This window comes from Paenibacillus sp. PvR098 (assembly GCF_017833255.1).
GTDB lineage: Bacteria > Bacillota > Bacilli > Paenibacillales > NBRC-103111 > Paenibacillus_G.
This window is the reverse complement of the sequence record NZ_JAFIBU010000001.1, coordinates 4444419-4464878: the sequence shown is the minus strand read 5'-3', so window position 1 is coordinate 4464878 and position 20460 is coordinate 4444419. Positions and strand designations below refer to the sequence as shown.

18 protein-coding genes and 1 riboswitch are annotated in these 20460 nt (G+C 49.7%); of the genes, 6 read left to right on the top strand and 12 right to left on the bottom strand.

The genetic code is table 11. The annotated features are described in order from the left end of the window. Positions 1-123 precede the first annotated feature (123 nt). Together JOE45_RS22125 and JOE45_RS22120 are read left to right on the top strand one after the other, a co-directional pair. Positions 124-861: a tyrosine-type recombinase/integrase gene (locus JOE45_RS22125; protein ID WP_210022329.1), complete on the top strand. Its 738-nt coding sequence runs from the start codon at positions 124-126 to the stop codon at positions 859-861. Between the two features lie 428 nt (positions 862-1289). Continuing rightward, entirely contained in the window at positions 1290-2246 is a 957-nt protein-coding gene (locus JOE45_RS22120; protein ID WP_210023518.1) for a cation diffusion facilitator family transporter, read from the top strand. Positions 2247-2358: 112 nt separating this feature from the next. Here the strand turns inward: JOE45_RS22120 and JOE45_RS22115 are convergent, their stop codons facing one another. The 4 genes from JOE45_RS22115 to JOE45_RS22100 all read right to left on the bottom strand — a co-directional run bounded on the left by JOE45_RS22115 (position 2359) and on the right by JOE45_RS22100 (position 6785). After that, positions 2359-3432, bottom strand: a complete 1074-nt coding sequence (locus JOE45_RS22115) for a LacI family DNA-binding transcriptional regulator (protein ID WP_210022330.1) — start codon at positions 3430-3432, stop codon at positions 2359-2361. A 150-nt stretch (positions 3433-3582) separates the two neighbouring features. Then, entirely contained in the window at positions 3583-4350 is a 768-nt protein-coding gene (gene sdhB, locus JOE45_RS22110) for a succinate dehydrogenase iron-sulfur subunit (RefSeq protein ID WP_210022331.1), read from the bottom strand. A gap of 2 nt (positions 4351-4352) precedes the next feature. After that, the gene (sdhA, locus tag JOE45_RS22105) at positions 4353-6113 is read right to left on the bottom strand and encodes a succinate dehydrogenase flavoprotein subunit (RefSeq protein ID WP_210022332.1); all 1761 of its coding nucleotides are present in this window, start codon (positions 6111-6113) and stop codon (positions 4353-4355) included. 15 nt (positions 6114-6128) lie between these two features. After that, positions 6129-6785: a succinate dehydrogenase cytochrome b558 subunit gene (locus JOE45_RS22100; RefSeq protein WP_210022333.1), complete on the bottom strand. Its 657-nt coding sequence runs from the start codon at positions 6783-6785 to the stop codon at positions 6129-6131. Positions 6786-7052: 267 nt separating this feature from the next. On the opposite strand from JOE45_RS22100, the gene JOE45_RS22095 reads away from it, so the two are divergent. Beyond that, positions 7053-7961, top strand: a complete 909-nt coding sequence (locus JOE45_RS22095; RefSeq protein ID WP_210022334.1) for a LysR family transcriptional regulator — start codon at positions 7053-7055, stop codon at positions 7959-7961. A 35-nt stretch (positions 7962-7996) separates the two neighbouring features. On the opposite strand, the gene JOE45_RS22090 is transcribed toward JOE45_RS22095, so the two are convergent. From JOE45_RS22090 to JOE45_RS22080, 3 genes are all read right to left on the bottom strand, one after another. Next, on the bottom strand, positions 7997-9328 hold the full coding sequence (locus JOE45_RS22090) for a TrkH family potassium uptake protein (RefSeq protein ID WP_210023519.1): 1332 nt from the start codon (positions 9326-9328) through the stop codon (positions 7997-7999). Positions 9329-9404: 76 nt separating this feature from the next. Next, positions 9405-10067 carry a potassium channel family protein gene (locus JOE45_RS22085; RefSeq protein WP_210022335.1) on the bottom strand — a complete coding sequence of 221 codons (663 nt, stop codon included), beginning with the start codon at positions 10065-10067 and terminating at the stop codon, positions 9405-9407. A gap of 12 nt (positions 10068-10079) precedes the next feature. After that, positions 10080-11432 (bottom strand): TrkH family potassium uptake protein, encoded by a 1353-nt coding sequence (locus JOE45_RS22080; RefSeq protein WP_210022336.1) that lies wholly within the window; start codon positions 11430-11432, stop codon positions 10080-10082. Positions 11433-11499: 67 nt separating this feature from the next. Then, a riboswitch (cyclic di-AMP (ydaO/yuaA leader) is annotated at positions 11500-11640 on the bottom strand. Between the two features lie 226 nt (positions 11641-11866). On the opposite strand from JOE45_RS22080, the gene JOE45_RS22075 reads away from it, so the two are divergent. After that, the gene (locus JOE45_RS22075) at positions 11867-13549 is read left to right on the top strand and encodes a CPBP family intramembrane glutamic endopeptidase (RefSeq protein ID WP_210022337.1); all 1683 of its coding nucleotides are present in this window, start codon (positions 11867-11869) and stop codon (positions 13547-13549) included. On the opposite strand, the gene uvrC is transcribed toward JOE45_RS22075, so the two are convergent. Both uvrC and trxA read right to left on the bottom strand, forming a co-directional pair. Continuing rightward, entirely contained in the window at positions 13461-15446 is a 1986-nt protein-coding gene (uvrC, locus tag JOE45_RS22070; RefSeq protein WP_210022338.1) for an excinuclease ABC subunit UvrC, read from the bottom strand. The genes JOE45_RS22075 and uvrC overlap by 89 nt on opposite strands. A gap of 91 nt (positions 15447-15537) precedes the next feature. Next, positions 15538-15855 (bottom strand): thioredoxin, encoded by a 318-nt coding sequence (trxA, locus tag JOE45_RS22065; protein WP_210022339.1) that lies wholly within the window; start codon positions 15853-15855, stop codon positions 15538-15540. Between the two features lie 180 nt (positions 15856-16035). On the opposite strand from trxA, the gene JOE45_RS22060 reads away from it, so the two are divergent. Then, complete coding sequence (locus JOE45_RS22060; protein WP_210022340.1) at positions 16036-16182, top strand: YqzM family protein; 147 nt, start codon at positions 16036-16038, stop codon at positions 16180-16182. A 92-nt stretch (positions 16183-16274) separates the two neighbouring features. Here JOE45_RS22060 and dnaI read toward each other — a convergent pair whose 3' ends face one another. The 3 genes from dnaI to JOE45_RS22045 all read right to left on the bottom strand — a co-directional run bounded on the left by dnaI (position 16275) and on the right by JOE45_RS22045 (position 19425). Beyond that, positions 16275-17228 (bottom strand): primosomal protein DnaI, encoded by a 954-nt coding sequence (gene dnaI / locus JOE45_RS22055; RefSeq protein ID WP_210022341.1) that lies wholly within the window; start codon positions 17226-17228, stop codon positions 16275-16277. A gap of 52 nt (positions 17229-17280) precedes the next feature. Then, the gene (locus JOE45_RS22050) at positions 17281-18792 is read right to left on the bottom strand and encodes a replication initiation and membrane attachment family protein (protein WP_210022342.1); all 1512 of its coding nucleotides are present in this window, start codon (positions 18790-18792) and stop codon (positions 17281-17283) included. 348 nt (positions 18793-19140) lie between these two features. Beyond that, complete coding sequence (locus JOE45_RS22045; protein WP_210022343.1) at positions 19141-19425, bottom strand: YuiB family protein; 285 nt, start codon at positions 19423-19425, stop codon at positions 19141-19143. 228 nt (positions 19426-19653) lie between these two features. Here JOE45_RS22045 and hemQ point away from each other — a divergent pair, with 228 nt between their 5' ends. Beyond that, positions 19654-20400 carry a hydrogen peroxide-dependent heme synthase gene (gene hemQ / locus JOE45_RS22040; RefSeq protein WP_210022344.1) on the top strand — a complete coding sequence of 249 codons (747 nt, stop codon included), beginning with the start codon at positions 19654-19656 and terminating at the stop codon, positions 20398-20400. Positions 20401-20460 lie beyond the last annotated feature (60 nt).

The window sequence follows — 20460 nt, the reverse complement described above, 5'->3', positions numbered from 1 at the left end:
GAGGGACAACCTGTATCTGCATATACCCTGGTTCAGGGAGTTTCTTATGCTATGTGATGGATCAGACATATATACGAGTCTGCGAACGCTTTCTTAGCATGTTCAACGAAGTAATTGGCAGCATTGAGTACATTACAAACAATTTATGGTCGTAAATACAGAGGGCAGTGGTTAGACTTTTTGCGATTACGACATTCTTCCCTGCATTTGACAGTAGCAATCCTCGTCTCAAAGCCAAAGGTATCCAGAAAGGAAATGAACTACTGGACTCCTGATGAAGCTAAGACGTTCTTAAAATCCATTAATAAGCACAGGCTTCGGATAATCTTTGTGTTGGCAATTCATTGTGGGATGCGCCAAGGGGAAATCCTAGGGCTTAGGCTTTCTGATATCGACTTGGAGAAGAGGAAAATTCAGATACGTCATATCCTTACTTTCAAAAAACAACTTCAAGTCGGGGCTAAGACTAATGCAGGGAATCGCTCTATAACCATCTCCCCTGTTGTCGCAGAAGAGATTAGAAGACGTATTGTAATGATCAAGGAGGAAAAGCTAGCTGCGGGGGAACGATACGAAGATAACGGCTTCTTGGTGTGCAGTAAATATGGAACTCCTCTATCTAAAGCTAATTGTAGCGCTGTATGGAAACGTATGCTTAAGAAGACGAATATGCGTATCATCAGATTCCATGATCTGCGGCATACGTGCGCTTCCCTGCTCATGAGTTTGGACATTCATCCAAAGATAGTCCAAGAGCAACTTGGTCATTCGTCCATCAAGATCACCTTGGACACGTACTCGCACTTGATGCCTAACATGCAAGCCGAGGCGGCTACTGCTTTAGAGAAACTCCTTATGTAGCTGCATTTCTCCTGCCATCACCCGTAATTCCCTGCCAAAATCCTGCCAACACGCGCATTTTGCAATATTCGCTGCCAAGTTAAAGCGGAAAACCCCTTATGAAGCAAGGGCTCTCAAATATACAGACAAAAAAGAGACCCGCCAACGGGGCGGGTCTAAAGGTGTATATATTAAAAAGGGGGTCTTGTCATTTATAATACATCGTCAACATGTTAAACACGTAACAGAATTATTTCATTTGTGTAACAATTTTGAAAGCGCTCAATACAGAACTGAGAACGACTATCAAAACAGTGATAAAACTTCTCAAAAAGGAGAATATGTGACAAAAACGAATGAATATCAGTCTCAATTAAAGTATTTGCCAAAATTCAGCACTTGACGTATAATCCGGAGCATAGGGGTACATGAAAGGCGAGGTGAAAAATATGTACGACTACCATCATTTACATCACGTCAAGGAACAGTCCCGATCCAAGAAAACGCTGTGGATTACGCTGATTTTGACTGCATTTTTTACCATAGTGGAAGTCATTGGAGGTCTTCTCTCTAATTCTCTTGCTCTTCTTTCCGATTCGGCTCATATGGTTTCAGACGTATTCGCTCTCGGACTCAGCATGTTTGCCATCTACTTGGCTACTCGGCCGCCTGATGCCAGGTTTACGTTCGGGTATTTGCGATTTGAAATCATCGCCTCTGCTATAAACGGACTTACGCTCTGCGCGATCTCGGTATGGATCTTCATCGAAGGCATCCGGCGTTTCATCCATCCGGAAGCAATCAACCTGAAGCTGATGCTGACTATTGCCTCCATCGGGCTTGTTGTTAATGTGGTGCTGACCTACGTATTAAGCCGCAGCATAAAGGAAGAAGAAAACTTAAACATCCAAAGCGCATTATGGCACTTTATCGGCGATTTGCTCAGCTCGGTCGGGGTTATCGTTTCCGCGATTTTAATTTATTTTACGGGGTACGCATGGTTAGACCCGCTGATCAGTATGGTAATCGGAGGCATCATTTTTACAGGCGGCGCCAAAATCGTTAAAGAATCGTACTTTATTCTTATGGAATCCGTACCTGCACGCTTTCAGCTGGACGACATACGCGAATCGATTGCTCAGGTCGAAGGTGTAGAGGATGTGCATGAGATGCATTTATGGGCCATCTCCACCGATCATTATTCGCTGACCGCGCATGTGTTCATAGATGACAAGACCCAACCGTTCTGCATCCTTCTCGCCATCAATGAAACGTTGAAAGAGAAATACGGAATTGAGCATTCAACCATTCAAATGGAGCATGCGGTCATTCATCCCCATGGGGAGTACGGCAAAGAATTTTTACGGCACAAAGACGAATTCACAGAATCGGCGCAGCCCACGTAAATCAATAAACACAGCAGAACCCTCTTCCATCCCAACGGATGGCTAGAGGGTTTTATGATTTATAAGTGCTCATACCAGCGGCTTGCCATGTTCTATTTAGCCATATAATATGCTACTTTAGAGCGACTTCCAACGTAGACATGCGAGGAATAAGTTTTAAAGGAATGCGGATTTCATGCTCTTCAGGTAACACAAAGTCAGGGCCAGAGGCAGTCTGCCCTCTCAATCGCTCCTCTTCACCTAGCTTCTCCAGCATGATCCCGATGGCAAGCTTCACTTGCTCATGATAGGGAATATCGAGGGTTGTCATGGCAGGATGGCACATCGTCGTGACCGGATCGTTGTTAATGCCGACGATCCTAAAATCATCTGGTATACGGTATCCCCTGCGCTGAATAGCTGACATGAAGGGCAAGGCAGCCATATCGTCAAAAGCCAAGATGCCGACAGGACATGCCCCATCCACTGCTTCCAGCGCTTGATCCAACAACTGCTCCATATCCTCCCGTTCGCCCATATCCAATAGGTGTGAACGGACGGTTTCAGGTAGCTGTGCAATCCCTGCCGCAAACCCGATGCGGCGCTGCTCGTCGGTCCCATGCGTTTTCTTGCGTCCCAAATAAATCAGGTTCCGGCAGCCCTGTTCATATAAGTGCGCTACGGCCTGCCTGCAGCCATCCACGAAGTCCAGATTGACCGCTCCGGCAGCAATATCATTAGGCCATCCCCAAGCATTGAACAGGACGAGCGGGGTTCCATCATCGACAATTTTCCTCGTAGCTTCCTGCGACATAGCAAGGCCGTGACAGAAAAGACCGTCAACTCTCCGCTGCAGCAGCACATCGATATGACGCTTCTCAATCTCGGGATCAAACCCTGCCGCCGAAAATACCGACAGGTGGTACCCGTACAGATGCGCCGCTCTTTGCATTTCTTCGGCAAAGCGTCCATAATAGCCTGCAAAAATCGGCACAAGCATTCCCAGCTCGTACGATTTACGCCTGCTGAGGCTGGCTGCCATGACGTTGCGGCGATAACCTAGCTTCTCCGCCGCTTCCTCCACCTTGCGGATCGTTTCCTCCGTCATCGGGACATTACGTCTGTTCAAGACATTGGACACGGTAGCAATGGAAACGCCAGCGGCTTTAGCGAGGTCAACGATGGTAATCTGGCGCTTTTTACTCATAAGCTTAACAGCTCCCATCAAAAAAATAATGTAACACCCATCTATTCGTTAGTGAAATGGTTACAAGAAAAAACCGCCCCTGCCGACTAAAAGCCGACAAAGGCGGATATATTCCACAGCCCGATGGTTAGACGGGCTTCGCATGCAGCATTATACGCTGAGCCATTTCTTGAACAAATGCTTCGTTGTATCGAGGTTCATTGCCGCAATTGAAGTCGTAAGCGGAATGCCCTTAGGACAAGAACGCACGCAGTTCTGCGAGTTACCGCAGCCTTCGATTCCGCCGTCAGTCATCAGTTCGTCCAAACGCTCGTGAGCGTGCATTTCACCCGTCGGATGCGCGTTAAACAAACGCACTTGGGAAACTGCCGCTGGACCGATGAAGTCTGTCTTGTCGTTCACGTTAGGACAGGATTCCAAGCAAACACCGCAAGTCATGCACTTGGACAGCTCGTAAGCCCATTGACGCTTGGCTTCGGCCATACGTGGTCCTGGACCCAGATCGTACGTACCGTCGATAGGAATCCATGCCTTGACTTTCTTCAGAGCGGAGAACATGCGCTCACGATTGATAACCAAGTCACGAACGACCGGGAACGTCGACATCGGAGCGATGCGGATCGGCTGTTCCAGCTTGTCTACCAGCGCTGTGCAGGCCTGACGCGGTTTGCCGTTGATGACCATGGAGCATGCGCCGCATACTTCCTCCAAACAGTTCGATTCCCAGCAAACCGGCGTTGTTTTGTCGCCCTTCGCATTCACAGGATTGCGCTGTACTTCCATTAAAGCGCTGATCACGTTCATGTTCGGACGGTATGCAATTTCAAACTCCTCGGTGTATGGCGCGTTTTCCGGCGAGTCTTGACGGGTTACAACAAACTTAATCATTTTGTTTGCAGTTGCGGTTGCTTCGGCCATGATTAATGACCTCCCTTCTTCTTGTCGGTCGTGTAGTCACGTTTACGAGGCGCAATGAGTGATACGTCGATGTCTTCATACTCGATTTGCGGACCATCCGGTGTCCATTTTGCCTTCGTTGTTTTCATAAACTTCTCGTCGTTACGTTCTGTGAACTCCGGCTTGTAATGTGCACCGCGGCTCTCATCACGAAGTAAAGCGCCGAGCGTCATGGCATGTGCAAGCTCAATCATGTTCCACAGCTGACGGGTATAAGCCACACCAGGGTTGTTGAAACGAGCAGAGTCGTTGATGTTAATGTTCTGGTAGCGCTGCTTCAGCTCGTTGATCTTGTCGAGTGTTTCTTGCAGCTGCTTGTTGTAGCGGACTACCGTCATGTTGTTGGTCATCCAATCGCCAAGCTCTTTACCAAGCACATAAGCATTCTCGGTACCGTTCATCTTCAGGATGCCCTCGTACTTATCGGTGTGATGCTTCGTCCAACGGTCGAACATCGAAGAAGAAATGTCTTCTGCATGCTTATCCAAGCCTTTGATATATTCAATCGCTTTCGGACCGGCAACCATACCGCCGTAGATAGCGGACAGCAGCGAGTTCGCACCCAGACGGTTCGCACCGTGGTACTGGTACTCGCACTCGCCTGCGGCGAACAAGCCCGGAATGTTCGTCATTTGATTGTAATCTACCCACATACCGCCCATCGAATAGTGAACGGCAGGGAAAATTTTCATCGGAATTTTGCGCGGGTCGTCGCCCATGAACTTCTCATAGATCTCGATGATCCCGCCCAGCTTGACGTCCAGCTCTTTTGGATCCTTGTGGGAAAGGTCAAGATAAACCATGTTCTCGCCGTTAACGCCGAGCTTCTGGTCAACGCATACGCTGAAAATTTCCCGCGTTGCGATATCACGAGGCACCAGGTTTCCGTAAGCAGGGTATTTCTCCTCAAGGAAGTACCATGGCTTGCCGTCTTTGTAAGTCCATACGCGTCCACCTTCACCACGTGCCGATTCGGACATCAGACGAAGCTTGTCGTCGCCCGGAATGGCTGTCGGGTGAATCTGGATGAATTCGCCGTTAGCGTAATATACGCCTTGTTGGTACACTGCGCTTGCCGCAGTACCTGTGTTGATGACCGAGTTAGTCGACTTGCCGAAGATGATCCCAGGACCACCTGTCGCCAGAATAACCGCATCCGCTTTGAAGGTGTGCACTTCCATGCTGCGCAGGTCCTGACCGGCAATACCGCGGCATACGCCGTCATCGTCCAGCACCGCACCAAGGAACTCCCAATGCTCGTATTTCTTAACCAGACCTGCGGTTTCCCAGCGGCGTACTTGCTCGTCGAGCGCGTATAGCAGCTGTTGACCTGTCGTAGCTCCGGCAAATGCCGTACGAGAATGCTTGGTTCCCCCGAAACGGCGGAAATCCAGCAGACCCTCAGGCGTACGGTTGAACATAACTCCCATACGGTCCATCAAGTGGATGATACCAGGGGCCGCTTCACACATCGCTTTAACAGGCGGCTGATTTGCAAGGAAGTCTCCGCCGTATACCGAATCGTCAAAGTGTTCCCATGGGGAATCGCCTTCGCCTTTTGTATTCACCGCTCCGTTGATACCGCCTTGGGCGCAAACGGAGTGAGAGCGTTTAACTGGAACCAGGGAGAACAGGTCTACGTGAGCTCCTGCCTCAGCCGCTTTGATGGTGGCCATTAAGCCTGCTAGGCCTCCACCGACTACAATGATTTTCGTATTCGCCATGATCGTCCGCCCTCCTTAACCTTTAGCCATTTGCGGCACTTGCTGGAATGAAGGATCCATAAACGCCGTCAAAGACAAGATAAACATGATGGACATGACAACAAAGACGCCTATCCATATATAAGTAGATACTCGTTGTGCACGCGGACCTACGGTAATTCCCCAGCTAACAAGGAAAGACCACATGCCGTTGCTGAAATGGAATACGGCTGCAAGGACACCGATAACGTAGAACACAAAGTATACCGGATTGACTACAATGCCATGCATGTGCACACCGATTTCACCTTGGGCGACCGCGCCAATCGCAATCTGAAACCGCGTTTGGAAAAAGTGCCACGCCACAAAGATGAACGTGATAACGCCGGTCACGCGTTGCAGGAAAAACATCTGGTTACGGAAATAGCCATAGTTGGACACGTTGTTGCGTGCTGTGTAAGCTACGTACAGTCCGTAGATGGCATGGTATGCCAGTGGAATCCAGATCCCAAAAATCTCCAGGAACAGGACCAGCGGCAGCGAGTGCAGCCAGAACACTTGCTCCATAAAGCCTGAATGTCCACCGCTGAACGCTTTGTAGTTCGTCAGCAGGTGCTCGATCAGGAAGAAGCCGACCGGAATGACACCCAGTAATGAATGAAGCTTTCGAGAATAATACGAGTTCTTAATCATTAGTAATTCGTTCCCCCCTTAAGGTTAAAGCTTGTCACTATTTCGTCAAAACCATTTACCATTGTACTCCCGCATACATGGAGCGTCAACAGAAAACGCTACAATTATCTTCCATGAATCGACTTTTTTTTATGCAGTATACAGCGAAAATGTGTACAGGAAGTGACATATACCATACTACTCTCGAATCGCTTATAATGGAAGTGCTTATTTTTTATATGCCGTTATAACAATTATGCATATGTAAAAAAGGAGATTATACTTCCTATGGAACTCATTGATGTTTTCGCTGCCGTTGTTGAGCAGCAAAGCTTAAACAAAGCTTCGCAGCTTCTGAATATTTCGCAGCCCGCCCTGTCGCGTAAAATCATGCGTCTTGAAGAAGAGCTCGGCGTCAAGCTGTTCAAGCGGATAGGCAAACGCCTGGAGCTGACCCGGGCTGGCGAGGTTTGCTATGAATATGCGCTGGATCAGCAGCGTTTGGAGCGCAAGCTGAAGGAAGCGCTGCAGGCATTCAAAACCGGTGTGCAGCCTGCAAGCATCATCGTCGGAGCAAGCCTGACTACGCTGCAATCTACGCTGCCGGATCTGATTACGATTTATATGCGGGAATATCCGAACACCGATATTAAAGCGATCACAGGTAAAACTCATGAAATCGTGCCGCTCGTCAAAGACAGAAAAGTAGACATAGGACTCGTTGCATCCAAAATCGAGGATCCGGCTCTCACCTGTGTGCCCCTGTTCGACGACCACCTGTGTCTGGTGCTCCCGGATGGTCACCCCTATACTGGCAAAACGGAACTCAAAGTCCATGATCTTAACGAGCTGCCGATGATCTTGTTCTCGCGCGGCACCTGGTACCGCGTCTTGATGGACGAAATCTTCCATCGCTATGCTGTTCATCCCGACGTCAAGATGGAAATCGATTCGTTCGAGGCGATCACGCGCCTGGTCTCCACCTGCAATGCGGCTACTTTACTTCCCGAATCGTATCTCCGCCGTAATTTAATGGAAGATAACGAATTGACCGTTCGCTTTATACCGGAGCTGAAGCAAACAAAAAGAACGACCTCTCTGCTGTATACAGAGGATGCCGTTCTCCAGCCTTCCATCAGTCTCTTCATTGATCAAGCCGTTCGCCACTACCAGCCAGGTAAACCGATGGGCGAGTAACCATATTAGGGACATCGCCCTCGTTATAATCCGCCTTAGCCGATCGTAATTTTACCTTCCGGATAGCGGTAAAGCTCCTTCTCTGGTTTACTTCCGAGCGCGTAAGCCAGGGTCATTGGACCGAGCCGCCCTACAACCATCGTTAGGGCAATGACAATTTTACCGAAATCGCTGAGCTGAGGGGTTAAGCCCATGCTTAAACCGACCGTGCCGAAAGCGGAGGTGACCTCGAACAAAATCACCAGGAAAGCGTGGTCCTCCGTTGTGGAGAGCAGCATCGTGACGAATACAACGACAATGATCGCAAACATGGTAAGCGTTATGGCTTTGAGAATTCGGTCTTTCCCGAGCCGGTGACGAAACAACACGATGTCTTCCTTTCCCCGGATCATGGCAATGAGCGCCCCGACTAATATGGCGAAAGTCGTGGTTTTGATCCCGCCGCCCGCAGACCCGGGAGAAGCTCCGATAAACATCAAAATGATGATAAAAAATTGCGAAGCTTGTCTCATCAAAGAGACGTCCACCGTAGTTACCCCTGCAGATCTGGGGGTCACCGCATGAAGCAATGAAGCCAGAGCTTTGCCCGATCCGTTTAAAGCGCCGAACGTTTTGTGATTGGTGAATTCAAAGATCAGAAGAATGATGGCGCCTGCGACAGTGAGCGCTCCCGTGGTGCTAAGCACGACTTTGGAATGCAGCGATAGCTTTCGGGTTTTGGGATATTCCAGTAACTCCGCAATAACAATAAAGCCGATCCCGCCAAGCACGATCAGGATGATCGCAACCAAATTAACTATCCAATCGTCTGCAAGATGGGAAAAGCTTCCGAATGGTCGGTTCAAGCCGCCGAACAAATCAAAACCTGCATTATTGAATAAAGAAATTGCATGATAAATCCCATAATAAATCGCCTGAGAAAGCTCCATCTCGAACGACCAACGGATCGTAAAAATGACGGCAGCCACGATCTCAATAGTTAAGGAATAAAGCAGGACCTTGCGTATTAGCCGGACGATTCCCTCCATGGTGCTTTGGTTCATCGCCGCCTGAAGCACCAGACGTTCTTTCAGCGAGATCCGCCGTCTGAATACGAGTGCGATCAAAGCCGCCATAGTCATAAAACCGAGACCGCCGATCTGAATTAACGTAATAAGGACGACCTGCCCGAACGTGGAGAAGTGGGTCCCTGTATCGACTAACACAAGCCCGGTTACGCAAGCCGCCGAGGTGGCTGTAAAGAAGGCGTCCAGCAAAGGCATGGGTTCCCCGCTTTTCGTTGCAATCGGGAGTGAAAGCAAGACCGTCCCGGCCAAAATAATCAATGTGAAGCCGAACACCAAAATTTGCGGGGGCGACAGCTTCATGATTCTAAACACAGGTTTCAAACCCTGGCACGTCCTTTCCGTTACGCAGGAGCAATCACCTGCATCTGTCTGTTCACTATCGATTTACTTCATCCTCGAATTTCTCAATCTGTTCGTTCGTTCCGATCACAACCATGATGTCCCGCTCTTCAATCGTATCTATGGCTGTAGGAGCGATAATGACACCGCTCTTTTTATTGATCGCCACGACACTGCAGCCATAACGCGCCCTAGGGTCGAGCTCCTTCAGCGACCTTCCGGCAAGCCGTTTAGGCACGGCAAGCTCGGCAATCGTATATTCATCGGACAGCTCAATATAGTCAAGCAGATTGGGAGAAACCAATTGATGGGCTACGCGGACCCCCATATCCCGTTCAGGAAAGATAATGCGGTCCACCCCGATTTTGTTGAGCACTTTACCATGCAGCTCGGACAGCGCTTTGGCTACGACGGTTTTTACCCCAATATCCTTTAGCAGAATCGCGGTAAGGATGCTGGCTTGAATATCGTTACCGATCGCCACCACCACGCAATCGAAATTCCGTATCCCCAGTGATCGGATGACCTCTTCCTCGGTTGAATCCGCCACTACCACGTGCGTCAGCTTATCGCTCATCTCCTCCACCGCTTCCTCGTCCATATCGATGCCAAGCACCTCATGACCAAGGTTAAGGAGTTCCATAGCAAGACTGGAGCCAAATCTCCCTAATCCGATAACTGCATATTGTGTGTTTTTCATGTTTCCGTTCCCCTATCCGATCGTAATTTTACCTTCTGGGTATCTGTATAATTCCTTCTCTGTCTTCGGTCCCAGCGCGTAAGCCAGAGTTAGCGGACCTAAGCGGCCGGCAAACATGGTAAGTGCGATGAGAATTTTGCCAAGGTCCGATAAATCCGGAGTCAGCCCCATCGACAAGCCCACGGTTGCGAAGGCTGAGGTTACTTCAAACAAGATCATCAAGAACGCATGATTCTCGGTCGTTGCAAGAATCATCGTCACCAGGATGATAAGCGCGATGGCGACGAGCGTAAGCGTAACGGCCTTCAGAATCCTCTCTTTGCCGAGCCGGTAACGAAAGAAAACGATATCTTCCTTTCCGCGTATCATCGCCATCATGGCGCCAACCAGGGTAGTAAAGGTCGTCGTTTTGATACCGCCGCCCGTAGAGCCAGGCGAAGCTCCAATGAACATTAGAATAATGATAAAAAATTGCGTCGCCTGCCTCAGCCCTGCAATATCAAGTGAATTGGCGCCAGCCGTCCGCGGCGTAACGGATTGAAACAGCGAGGCAAGAATTTTACCGGACCAGCTGAGCGAACCGAGCGTTCTTGGATTTGTAAATTCAAAGATGAATATAACAATCGCTCCGACTCCGATCAGAATGCCGGTAGCGCTTAGCACCACTTTTGAATGAAGAGACAGCCTTTTATTTTTTCTAAAATCCATGAGATCCGACATAACGACGAAACCAATTCCGCCCAAAATAATGAGTCCCATCGCAACCGCATTGATTATGGGATCCTCCGCATACGCTGTCAGACTGCTAAACTTTCCCGTCACCGGTCCGAATAAATCGAAACCGGCATTATTAAAGAAGGAAACGGCATGAAAAATTCCGTAATAGGCCGCCTTTTGCGGGCCCAAATCAACCGACCAACGTGCAGCGAAAATAACCGCGGCTACCAATTCGATCGTCAGTGAATAGAGAAGCACCTTACGGATCAAGCGTACAATGCCTTCCATGCTGCTTTGATTCAGCGCTTCTTGCAATATAAGCTTTTCCTTCAGTGATATTCGTTTTTTCAGCGCAAACGCGAACAAGGTGGCCATCGTCATAAAACCAAGTCCGCCGACTTGGATTAATAAAATAATGACGATCTGTCCGAACAAAGAAAAATGGGTGCCCGTATCCACAACGATAAGCCCTGTAACACAAGTTGCGGAGGTGGCCGTAAAGAAAGCGTCCAGAAAGGGCATCGGTACACCTTTCGCCGCGGCCACCGGAAGCGACAGCAGAATGGACCCGATCAAGATAATGAAAGCAAAACCGATGACCAAAATTTGCGGAGGTGTAAGCTCGAATTTTTGGGTGATGGATTTCATGAATGGCACCCCTGTTTCTGTGTTTCAGGCAACAAAAAAAGACACTGGAAACCCAATGTCAAATTAAGGTTCCTGTAATTCAAGCCTACGAGGTTAGCTGACGGATTCGGATGTACAGGCACCCTATCAGCGGCTCACGGCCTGCTGAATTCACCCCTTAAACTCATGGTTCCCCCGTTTTCCTAAAGAAATTCGGCTCATTATTCGATTGATATGAATTATAATCCTCTTTTCATTGAAGTACAAAGCCCTTATTTACGTAAATGCGCCGGATTTCGCAATATTACGACATATGTAAGCGCTTCTATTGATACAGCACTTTGCTTTGCTGAATATTACCTCGTGTAGCTCTTGTTATCATTGGATTTGCTTGTGGCATGTGTGCTACCTTAAAAGAATAGACTGTTATTATCCCATCCCCTAAGGAGCCTTTCATGCCGAAAAGACGAACCGAACCTCCATTGCTGCTTCTAGCTGTCCTTGGCCTGATGCTGTACCTTGGCGTCACGTTTGCCTCCGCCCTTCAAGAAGGGACAACCCGGCTCGAGGACGATCACGCAGGTCACCCTATCGTTACTAAGCAGCAAGCGGCGGATGCCGCTGTCCAGTTCATCGAAAGCCGCTTTATATTAGGACAAGACACAGAAGCATACACCTTGTACCAATCTTATCCCGTGAGAAACGGTTATCTGCTGAAAGAACAGTTGTACGATGATTACGAGAAAAAATATGAAGAGCGATTCCCCCTTGAATTTTTCGAGGTGGAGATCAACGACCGCGAGAAGGGCGTAACGTACTATGTGGCCGTGAATTATAAAAGCCTGCAGGTGTTCGGATTCATGATGAACCGATCCTCAGCAGCACGGAGCGACTCCGTAAGCGCGCCGACTTCCGATCCGCTGAAGGCAGCGCAGGACGCTATTCGGGAGATGGGCTATCATCCGGCCCAATTTACACTTACGGGCGAAACCGCACGAGCCGGGAATGGAAGCCTGATTTTTCGCAGCAGCACGGAGCGGATCGGCGAAACTCCATTAGAGCTTCACCTTAAAGTAGCAAACGGCAGAGTCACGGCGTTTCAGCCGACATTCCCTGTTCCGGATACGTTTATCGCTTGGCAGGAGGCGCAGGACGACCGATCCGCCCTCATGACGCGTATCAGCATGGGGATCACACTTGTGTTCACGCTCGTCGCGCTAATCATGGTTGTTAGGCGCCGCCGTGAAATCCTATATGCGCGAGGTGCGCTTCTCACGCTCTTCTTTCTGGTCATTTATATCGCCAACAATTTTAATATGCTGCCTGCGTTTCGAACGATGCACGGGAGCGGACCGTCCGAACCCGGCGCTCTCTTTTACCTGTGGTTTTCGAATATTTTTGTAGGGGCCATGGCCGTTTCGACGTATTTGGCTTTGTCTGCGGGACGACAGTTGTGGCTCGACCGCGGATGGAACCCGTGGCCGGTATGGAGGGACACGGTTTTTGGCAATGAGGTATGGAAAGCGACGGTAAGAGGGTACTTGCTCTGCTTGTTCATTCTCGGATTGCAGCAAACGATGTTCTTCATCGGAGCCGAAGCATTCGACGTGTGGACGGTCAGCGATCCGACAGACTCTGTCTATAATATGACTTACCCCGGCGTTTTCCCATTAATGGCATGGGTCGCTTCCATCTCTGAGGAGGCGGTTTACCGGCTGCTTGGCATTGCCGTTACGCTTAAGCTGACGCGCAGCCGTTTCTTGGCCGTGCTGCTGCCAAGCGTCATCTGGGCAATGAGCCATACCCAGTATCCCGTTTATCCGGTTTATACGCGATTGGTGGAGGTCACAGTCATTGGATTGATTTTCGGCTATGTATTCTTGAAATACGGCTTTCTGACCGCTTTGTTCACGCATGCGTCCATGAACAGCATCCTGATGGGGCTCTCGATTATGTTCATCGGAGAGCCCGGACAGGTCGCTGTCGGCGCAGCTTATTTGGCGGCTCCCGCAGCTATCGGCTGGCTGCTTTCTAGGCTGCACGCCAGATTCAATCGACGGCCTCCGTCGTTTCCCCGGGCAGACCCGTCACCGGCTCCGGGGCCGCATCCGGGCTCGGGCCGTTTAACGCCTTTATAATTTGCGCTGCAAGCTTTACACCGATTCCAAGAGGCTTAAAGTCTTCGGGCTGAGCCTCTTTTATTTTTTTCAGTGAGCCAAAATGCTTCAACATCGCCTTGCGCCGCTTCTCCCCAATGCCAGGGATGGCATCAAGCTGGGACACGACCATCGACTTCGCGCGTGTTTCCCGGTGGAAAGTGATGGCGAAGCGGTGAACCTCCTCTTGGATACGCTGCAGCAAATAAAACTCTTGACTGTCACGCGGCAGAGGTACGACCTCGGCAGGGTCTCCCATTAGCAGCTGCGCGGTTTTGTGCTTGGCGTCTTTCGCCAGGCCGCATACCGGAATATATAGTCCAAGCTCGTTATCTAACACATCCACCGCAGCGGCGATATGCCCCTTCCCGCCGTCAATGACGACGAGGTCCGGCAGCGGCAGGCCTTCCTTCAGCACCCGTTCATAGCGGCGTCTGACCACCTCTCGCATCGTCTCATAGTCGTCTGGTCCTTGCACCGTGCGGATTTTGTACTTCCGGTATTCCTTGCGGTCCGGCTTGCCATCTGTAAACACAACCATCGCCGATACCGGATCCGAGCCTTGAATATTGGAATTATCGAATGCTTCTATACGCTTTACGACGCCAGTGCCTAAATAATGCCCAAGGTTCTCTACTGCCTTGACCGTGCGCTCCGCATCCCGTTCGATCAAACGGAACTTTTCTTCAAGCGCTACCCGGGCATTGTCACAGGCCATGTCCACCATGTTCTTCTTTAGTCCGCGGCGCGGAATATGCACCTTCACCTTCAGCCAGCTTTCCAGCGCTTCCTTGACCTCGATCTTCGCTTCCGACAAGCGTTCTTCAGCTTCTCCAGAGCCGACATTATCGCCCGCTTCCGAAGCAGGCTGGCTCTCTCCCTCCTGCGTCTGCCCCTCTCCCCACGCCGGCAGGAAAACTTCCTTCGGCAGTGCCGGATTCTCGCTGTAGTACTGCGTGACGAACGAGAGGAAATCTTCGCCTTCTTCCCCATAATACGGAAAGAGTGAAGCATGCCGTTCGATCAGCTTGCCTTGGCGCATGTACAAGATCTGCACACACATCCATCCTTTATCCACGGCAAAGCCAAATACGTCGCGGTCCACGATATCCGTTGTCGTAATTTTTTGCTTTTCCATTACCGCATCAATCTGCACGATGTGATCACGGAATTCCTTCGCCCGCTCGAAGTTCAGCTCCTCTGCCGCTTCATGCATTTTGCGCGTCAGCTCCACCTTGATGGCGTTGTGTCCACCGTTCAAGAAACGGCTGATCTCATTTACCATCTTGTCATACGTCTCCTGCTCTACCTTATATTCACATGGAGCGATGCATTGGCCGAGATGATAGTACAGACATACACGGTCCGGCAGCGTCTTGCATTTGCGCAACGGGTACAGTCGGTCCAGCAGCTTCTTCGTCTCCTGCGCCGCGAAGGCGTTCGGGTACGGACCGAAATATTTGGCTTTATCCTTCAGCACCCGGCGGGTTACCTCAAGCCGCGGATGCTTTTCATTCGTAATTTTAATATATGGAAACGATTTGTCGTCCTTCAGCAGAACGTTATATCGCGGAAAATACGTTTTAATCAGGTTGGCCTCCAGAATGAGCGCCTCCACATTGCTGGCCGTAACGATGTATTCGAAGTCGACGATCTCATTAACCAGCACCTGCGTCTTCACGGTATGGCTGCCGGTAAAATAGGACCGCAGCCGGTTGCGCAGCACCTTGGCTTTACCGACATAGATAACGGTGCCCTCTCGGTTCTTCATCAAATAGCAGCCGGGCTGCTCCGGAACGAGCGACAGCTTGTTCTTGATCGCTGCCAGCGTTTTCTTCCGATCCTGCAGTGGATTCGTTTCCCCTTCATATACAGTCATCTGCGTTCCCCTCCTTTCCACAACAAAAAAGCTCTTTTCCCAGCATAGCAGAAAAAGAGCTTTTTCGTCACCTGACATGCCTGCTGCCAAATTATTGATAGCGGCTAAGTACGTTTTTCAGTGCGTCCTTGGACTGGAAGCCAACAACCTTGTCCACTGGCTGTCCATCTTTGAACACGATCAGCGTCGGAATGCTCATGACGCCAAAACGGGAAGCGGACTCCGGATTATCATCCACGTTCACCTTGGCGATTTTTACGCTGTCGCCGATTTCATTATCCAGCTCCTCCAGAACCGGAGCGATCATTTTACAAGGACCGCACCAAGGAGCCCAGAAGTCTACAAGAACCGTACCAGATCCTTCCACTTCATTAGTGAAAGATTGGTCAGAAACATTTACGATTGCCATGAATTATATCTCCTTTCGGATAAGGTTGCCCAACATGTAAAGTATACCACATCGTCCGCCTTTTTCAACCGCGCCAAAGTTTGCACAATTGTCACTTTCCCATCCTTTACAATCCCTTTGAAATTTGGGTATACTATTTTATATATGCACCCCGGCTATGTGCCGAAGGAGGAAATGTACATGAACGATCCTAAACATCCGGAGCTGCACGTGTACGAAGAAGGACGCGACGATTTGATGGATACGGCCATGGGCTTCGGCGTATTCTTTATCGTTCTTTTCGGAATCGCGGTAGTGGCTACTGTTATCTCCATGTTGGTGAAGTAATTTACTCATCAAACAAAGCCGGTCATGCCAAAAGCCCTTCTCGTCGTCTATGTACGCGAGAAGGGCTTTTTTATATCTAATTAGGAGGCGATTTAATTCGAGCCCCGCTTATTGGATCCATTCACCATGACCACTTCAACAAAAGGCCGGATGCGATCCATGATCCTCTGGCCTTTGTATTCCTCGTCCCCATCCTTACTGGTAAAGCTAAAATGCTTCTCAAGAGAGTTTAAATCGTGATTAGAGGTAAAAAATGTCGGCTTGCGGTTCATCCGGTAATTAAGGATCGCTCCCATCACATGGTCGCGCAGCCACGGATTCAGGTTCTCTGCGCCGATGTCGTCAAACACCAGCAGATCCGTTTCCTTCAGCACATCGATCGTTTCCTTCAGCTTCATCGGATCCTGGAACATCGATTTCAAATCCTCGGCAAAATCGGGCATGTACACGATCGCTCCCGAATACCCGTCTTTGGCCAGCTCATAGAGCAGGTAGCACATTAAGAAGGTTTTGCCTGTTCCAAAATGTCCTGCGAGGTAAAGACCTGTTGATTGCAGTCCGCTCTCCCTCACCCTGAAAATATAATCGATGACCTGCCCGACCGCTTCTTCCCGATCGGGATCCTTGTCTAATATCTCCAGTGACGAATATCCCTCTGACAGCGCCCGTTCATCCACATAAAAACTGCGAATCCGGCTGCGTACCGCATCCTGCGTTGCCCTCGCGATAAACTTCTTGCAGGACACCTTCTGATCGTGGACGCGCGTCCGGTCTTCACCAGGCTCTACTGTCAGTATGGAGTAATGACCTTCAAGGTCGTTCGGACAGCGGTCCAGGCCCGGACAATTCGAGCAGTTGTTGTATTCCGTCACATATTGGTGCAGCTTGTTCAAATTGAGCTTCATTGTCTGATGATCTAGCTGCGGATATTTTTGCCTCAGCTTGCCGATGAGAGGATCCATCGCCAATTGCTGCAATTTCTCATCCGCTTGTTGTAACAGCTGGCGGCCCTGCATGCCGCGCAGCAGCTCTCCTAACGATTCCACCGGCTCCACCTCCCCCATGGTTTCCGATTAACCCATAATCAGAACAGACAGACTACCTCTGTCCGTCAAGCTGTTGGGCTTTTTTGCGGAGCGCCTCCCGTTCGGCTTCGCTTCGCTGTTTCGCAGCAGGCGCATCCTTGACAATCGGGATGACCGGCTTCTGACGTACTCCTCCCCGGCCTCCCCTTGCCGCTGCTGTGCCCCCGCCGCTTTTGCTCTGTGCGCTTCGAGACGCTTTCTTGTCCGTATATTTCATCTGCTCACGGATATATTGAACCGCCTGTTCGAACGAACTAACCTGCTTCCCCAGCATGTCCGTCACGCTGAATTCAATGGATGTCCTGGACCATGAACGTTTGTTAACGTAAATATAATGAATGAGTACATTAATGACTTCTTCACGCAACCCGTAATTCAAATCGACCTTGGACAGCGTATCGAGCAGCCCGTCCGGCACCGAACCTTTGGAGAATATTTTCTCTAACAGGAATGTATAGGGCTCGTTACGTAAAATATAATTGTACTGGTGCTGATTGCATTCGCCTTGGAATATATCGGGCACGTCCAGATAAAATTCCATCTCCACGATTTTATCCCCAGTGGATTGACCGTCCTCATCGCCGTCGCGGCTTGAATCCCCCTGCTTATCATTCACTTTGGCCAGCATACGAGTACGGTCGTCGCTGCGTTTTTTATCCGCCCGGAATACTTGATTCGCCTTATGCTGAAGCAATTCCAGAACGACCCGTCCTTCTTCGTCAAATACGCCGTCCTCATCCAGCAAACGGCAAACGTCCGTCAGATATAAACTATACTTTTTCGCCACAAAATTAATGGTAGCCATCTGTTCCGTCTCATACTTGAGACGCTCCACATACTCCCGGTTTAAGGATTCGCGCGGGAAATGCATGATGATTTCCGCGTATTGGTAACCCTTATAGGTCACTTCCGGTTTCCCTTCCGCAGGTTCAGCTGCGGCTGACTCGAAGAAAGCCTGCTCCAGCTCATAATCAACGACTTGAGTATTGAGCCGAAACAGCTCGTAGAACGGTACGGATAAGTTCTCCGCATTGGCGTCCTTCAGTTCATCGGGCTCCGGCCGTACTAGCTCGTCCCGCAGCGCAAAGACCGCATATTTACCAACCTTATCCCGCAGCAGCAGCGTCAAATGCTGATTCCGGAAAAAATCCGCCGGCTTTTCAGGCGCATACAGCGTATATTCGTATACATAATCTTCCGAAGCCGCTGCAAACCGGCGCGACGTCTTCAAAAGCCCTACTGCTTCAAGACGAGAGGTCTGTTCGACAAAATGCTTTCTGCCTCTTTCCCCTGCCTCCAGCTCCAGTGCCAGAAAGAGCTTGCGCTGCTGCTCTATCTCGGAGCAGCCTGCCTTATCGGCTGCCAGCTGATGAAACAGCGTGTAATATATGCTCAGGGCATACGCCCCGATCATAGGCTGGTAAACCGCAGTCAGCACCTTATAATCCAAGCTGCTCAACGCGAAATCCCGTACGACATAGAAACGGTGATATTCGGAAAAATGCAGCAAATTCGTTATTCGCATTCGTTCAAAGCTCCATCCGTGTTGTCAGTCTCACTCTCCATTTTACCACAGGAATCGACAAGGTGTGTAGAAGAAAAAGAAGGCTATGCTGATGTTGGCGGGACTGAAGTGCTATGGTGATTGTTGGCATTCCGCTGCTAGCTTGTGCTAACTGCCTCCGGCCGCTCTTGAAATCGGGTATTCATTGAACTTCCTAGCGGTAAAAACCCGATTTCAAAGGCGGCACGTAAACTCTCCGGCAGTTACACGACTCTCCGCTCCACACCAAATCACCTTAAATAAACTTAAGCCCCGCCAAAATGGCAGGGCCTTGAGGGGAATAAGTAAGGAAGTTCAGAAACGTAAAACTTAAAACATTTTATAGCCTTTTTCCCGAAGAGATTTGATCGTCGAGCCGCTGATGATGGCGCCGATCAGACCGCCGATAGCGGGCACATAGTCGACAATAGAGTATTCTGCCAAGTTGGCGCCAAGCGAGCCGGTACCCCATTCCCAATAGATGACCAAACCGATGACCAGAGCAATATATCCATAAATGGGAAACCAGGTCGTTTTCATCAGCATGTTTAGAATAAAACCGAGCCCGAAGAAAAGCACGAACAACAGCATGGTGACGATAATCAATTGCAGCAATCCGGACAGCCCCTTTCTTTTCGTACGTGACGCAAGCTTATCAAATCTATTTTATAATAAACCTGAGGGCCCGGTAAAGTGAACGGTTATGGAATATAAGACACGGACACAAATCGTTCGTTGTTTTGTCACGGTCTGTCATTTGCCCTTTACAGCCGATTTCGCTACAATGAAACAAGCGACCTCGAAATTACATAGAATGATTTTAGTATAAAGGAGTTGTCCATCATGAGTGAAGCCGTATCCACACTGGAAGGCTGGTATTGCCTGCACGATTTCCGCGCGATCGACTGGAATGCATGGAAGAGCCTGACGGCCGATGAAAGAGCCCGTGCCGAGGATGAGCTGTACACCCTATTGAGCCAGTATCAAAATACGGAAGACCAAAAGCAGGGAAGCACCGCTTTTTATTCCGTCATCGGACAAAAGGCCGACTTCGTGTTCATGCACCTTCGCGAAACGCTGGAAGAATTGAACGAGCTTGAAACCGCGTTTAACAAAACGTTGTTCGCACAAGTTACGTTACCGACTTATTCCTATGTCTCTATTGTTGAGCTAGGCGGATACATGGCAAAACCTGGCACTGACCCGATGCAGGATCCCGAAATCCTTGCCCGATTAAAACCAACGCTTCCAAAAGCTAAGCATATCTGCTTCTATCCAATGAATAAGCGACGTGAAGGCAACGATAACTGGTACATGCTTTCCACGGAGGAACGCCGCAGCTTCATGCGCGGCCACGGCATGATTGGCCGCAATTACGCTGGAAAGATTAAGCAGATCATTTGTGGCTCCATCGGTCTGGACGATTGGGAATGGGGCGTAACCCTATTCGCAGATGATGCGCTTCAATTCAAGAAGATCGTTTACGAGATGCGTTTTGACGAGACAAGCGCACGTTTCGGCGAGTTCGGCGAATTCTACGTCGGCAACCTGCTTGATCAAGACAAAATGGCATCGATGCTGAAGCTCTAGATCCTGCATTTCATTCATACCGGACTATAACAAAAAACCTTATCGCAATCGGTCCATGCC

Excerpts from the sequence above, each read along its gene's own strand:
- JOE45_RS22120 (WP_210023518.1), top strand. The coding sequence starts at position 1,290 with ATGTACGACTACCATCATTTACATCACGTCAAGGAACAGTCCCGATCC.
- JOE45_RS22115 (WP_210022330.1), bottom strand. The coding sequence starts at position 3,432 with ATGAGTAAAAAGCGCCAGATTACCATCGTTGACCTCGCTAAAGCCGCT.
- sdhB (WP_210022331.1), bottom strand. The coding sequence starts at position 4,350 with ATGGCCGAAGCAACCGCAACTGCAAACAAAATGATTAAGTTTGTTGTA.
- sdhA (WP_210022332.1), bottom strand. The coding sequence starts at position 6,113 with ATGGCGAATACGAAAATCATTGTAGTCGGTGGAGGCCTAGCAGGCTTA.
- JOE45_RS22100 (WP_210022333.1), bottom strand. The coding sequence starts at position 6,785 with ATGATTAAGAACTCGTATTATTCTCGAAAGCTTCATTCATTACTGGGT.
- JOE45_RS22095 (WP_210022334.1), top strand. The coding sequence starts at position 7,053 with ATGGAACTCATTGATGTTTTCGCTGCCGTTGTTGAGCAGCAAAGCTTA.
- JOE45_RS22090 (WP_210023519.1), bottom strand. The coding sequence starts at position 9,328 with ATGAAGCTGTCGCCCCCGCAAATTTTGGTGTTCGGCTTCACATTGATT.
- JOE45_RS22085 (WP_210022335.1), bottom strand. The coding sequence starts at position 10,067 with ATGAAAAACACACAATATGCAGTTATCGGATTAGGGAGATTTGGCTCC.
- JOE45_RS22080 (WP_210022336.1), bottom strand. The coding sequence starts at position 11,432 with ATGAAATCCATCACCCAAAAATTCGAGCTTACACCTCCGCAAATTTTG.
- JOE45_RS22075 (WP_210022337.1), top strand. The coding sequence starts at position 11,867 with ATGCCGAAAAGACGAACCGAACCTCCATTGCTGCTTCTAGCTGTCCTT.
- uvrC (WP_210022338.1), bottom strand. The coding sequence starts at position 15,446 with ATGACTGTATATGAAGGGGAAACGAATCCACTGCAGGATCGGAAGAAA.
- trxA (WP_210022339.1), bottom strand. The coding sequence starts at position 15,855 with ATGGCAATCGTAAATGTTTCTGACCAATCTTTCACTAATGAAGTGGAA.
- JOE45_RS22060 (WP_210022340.1), top strand. The coding sequence starts at position 16,036 with ATGAACGATCCTAAACATCCGGAGCTGCACGTGTACGAAGAAGGACGC.
- JOE45_RS22050 (WP_210022342.1), bottom strand. The coding sequence starts at position 18,792 with ATGCGAATAACGAATTTGCTGCATTTTTCCGAATATCACCGTTTCTAT.
- hemQ (WP_210022344.1), top strand. The coding sequence starts at position 19,654 with ATGAGTGAAGCCGTATCCACACTGGAAGGCTGGTATTGCCTGCACGAT.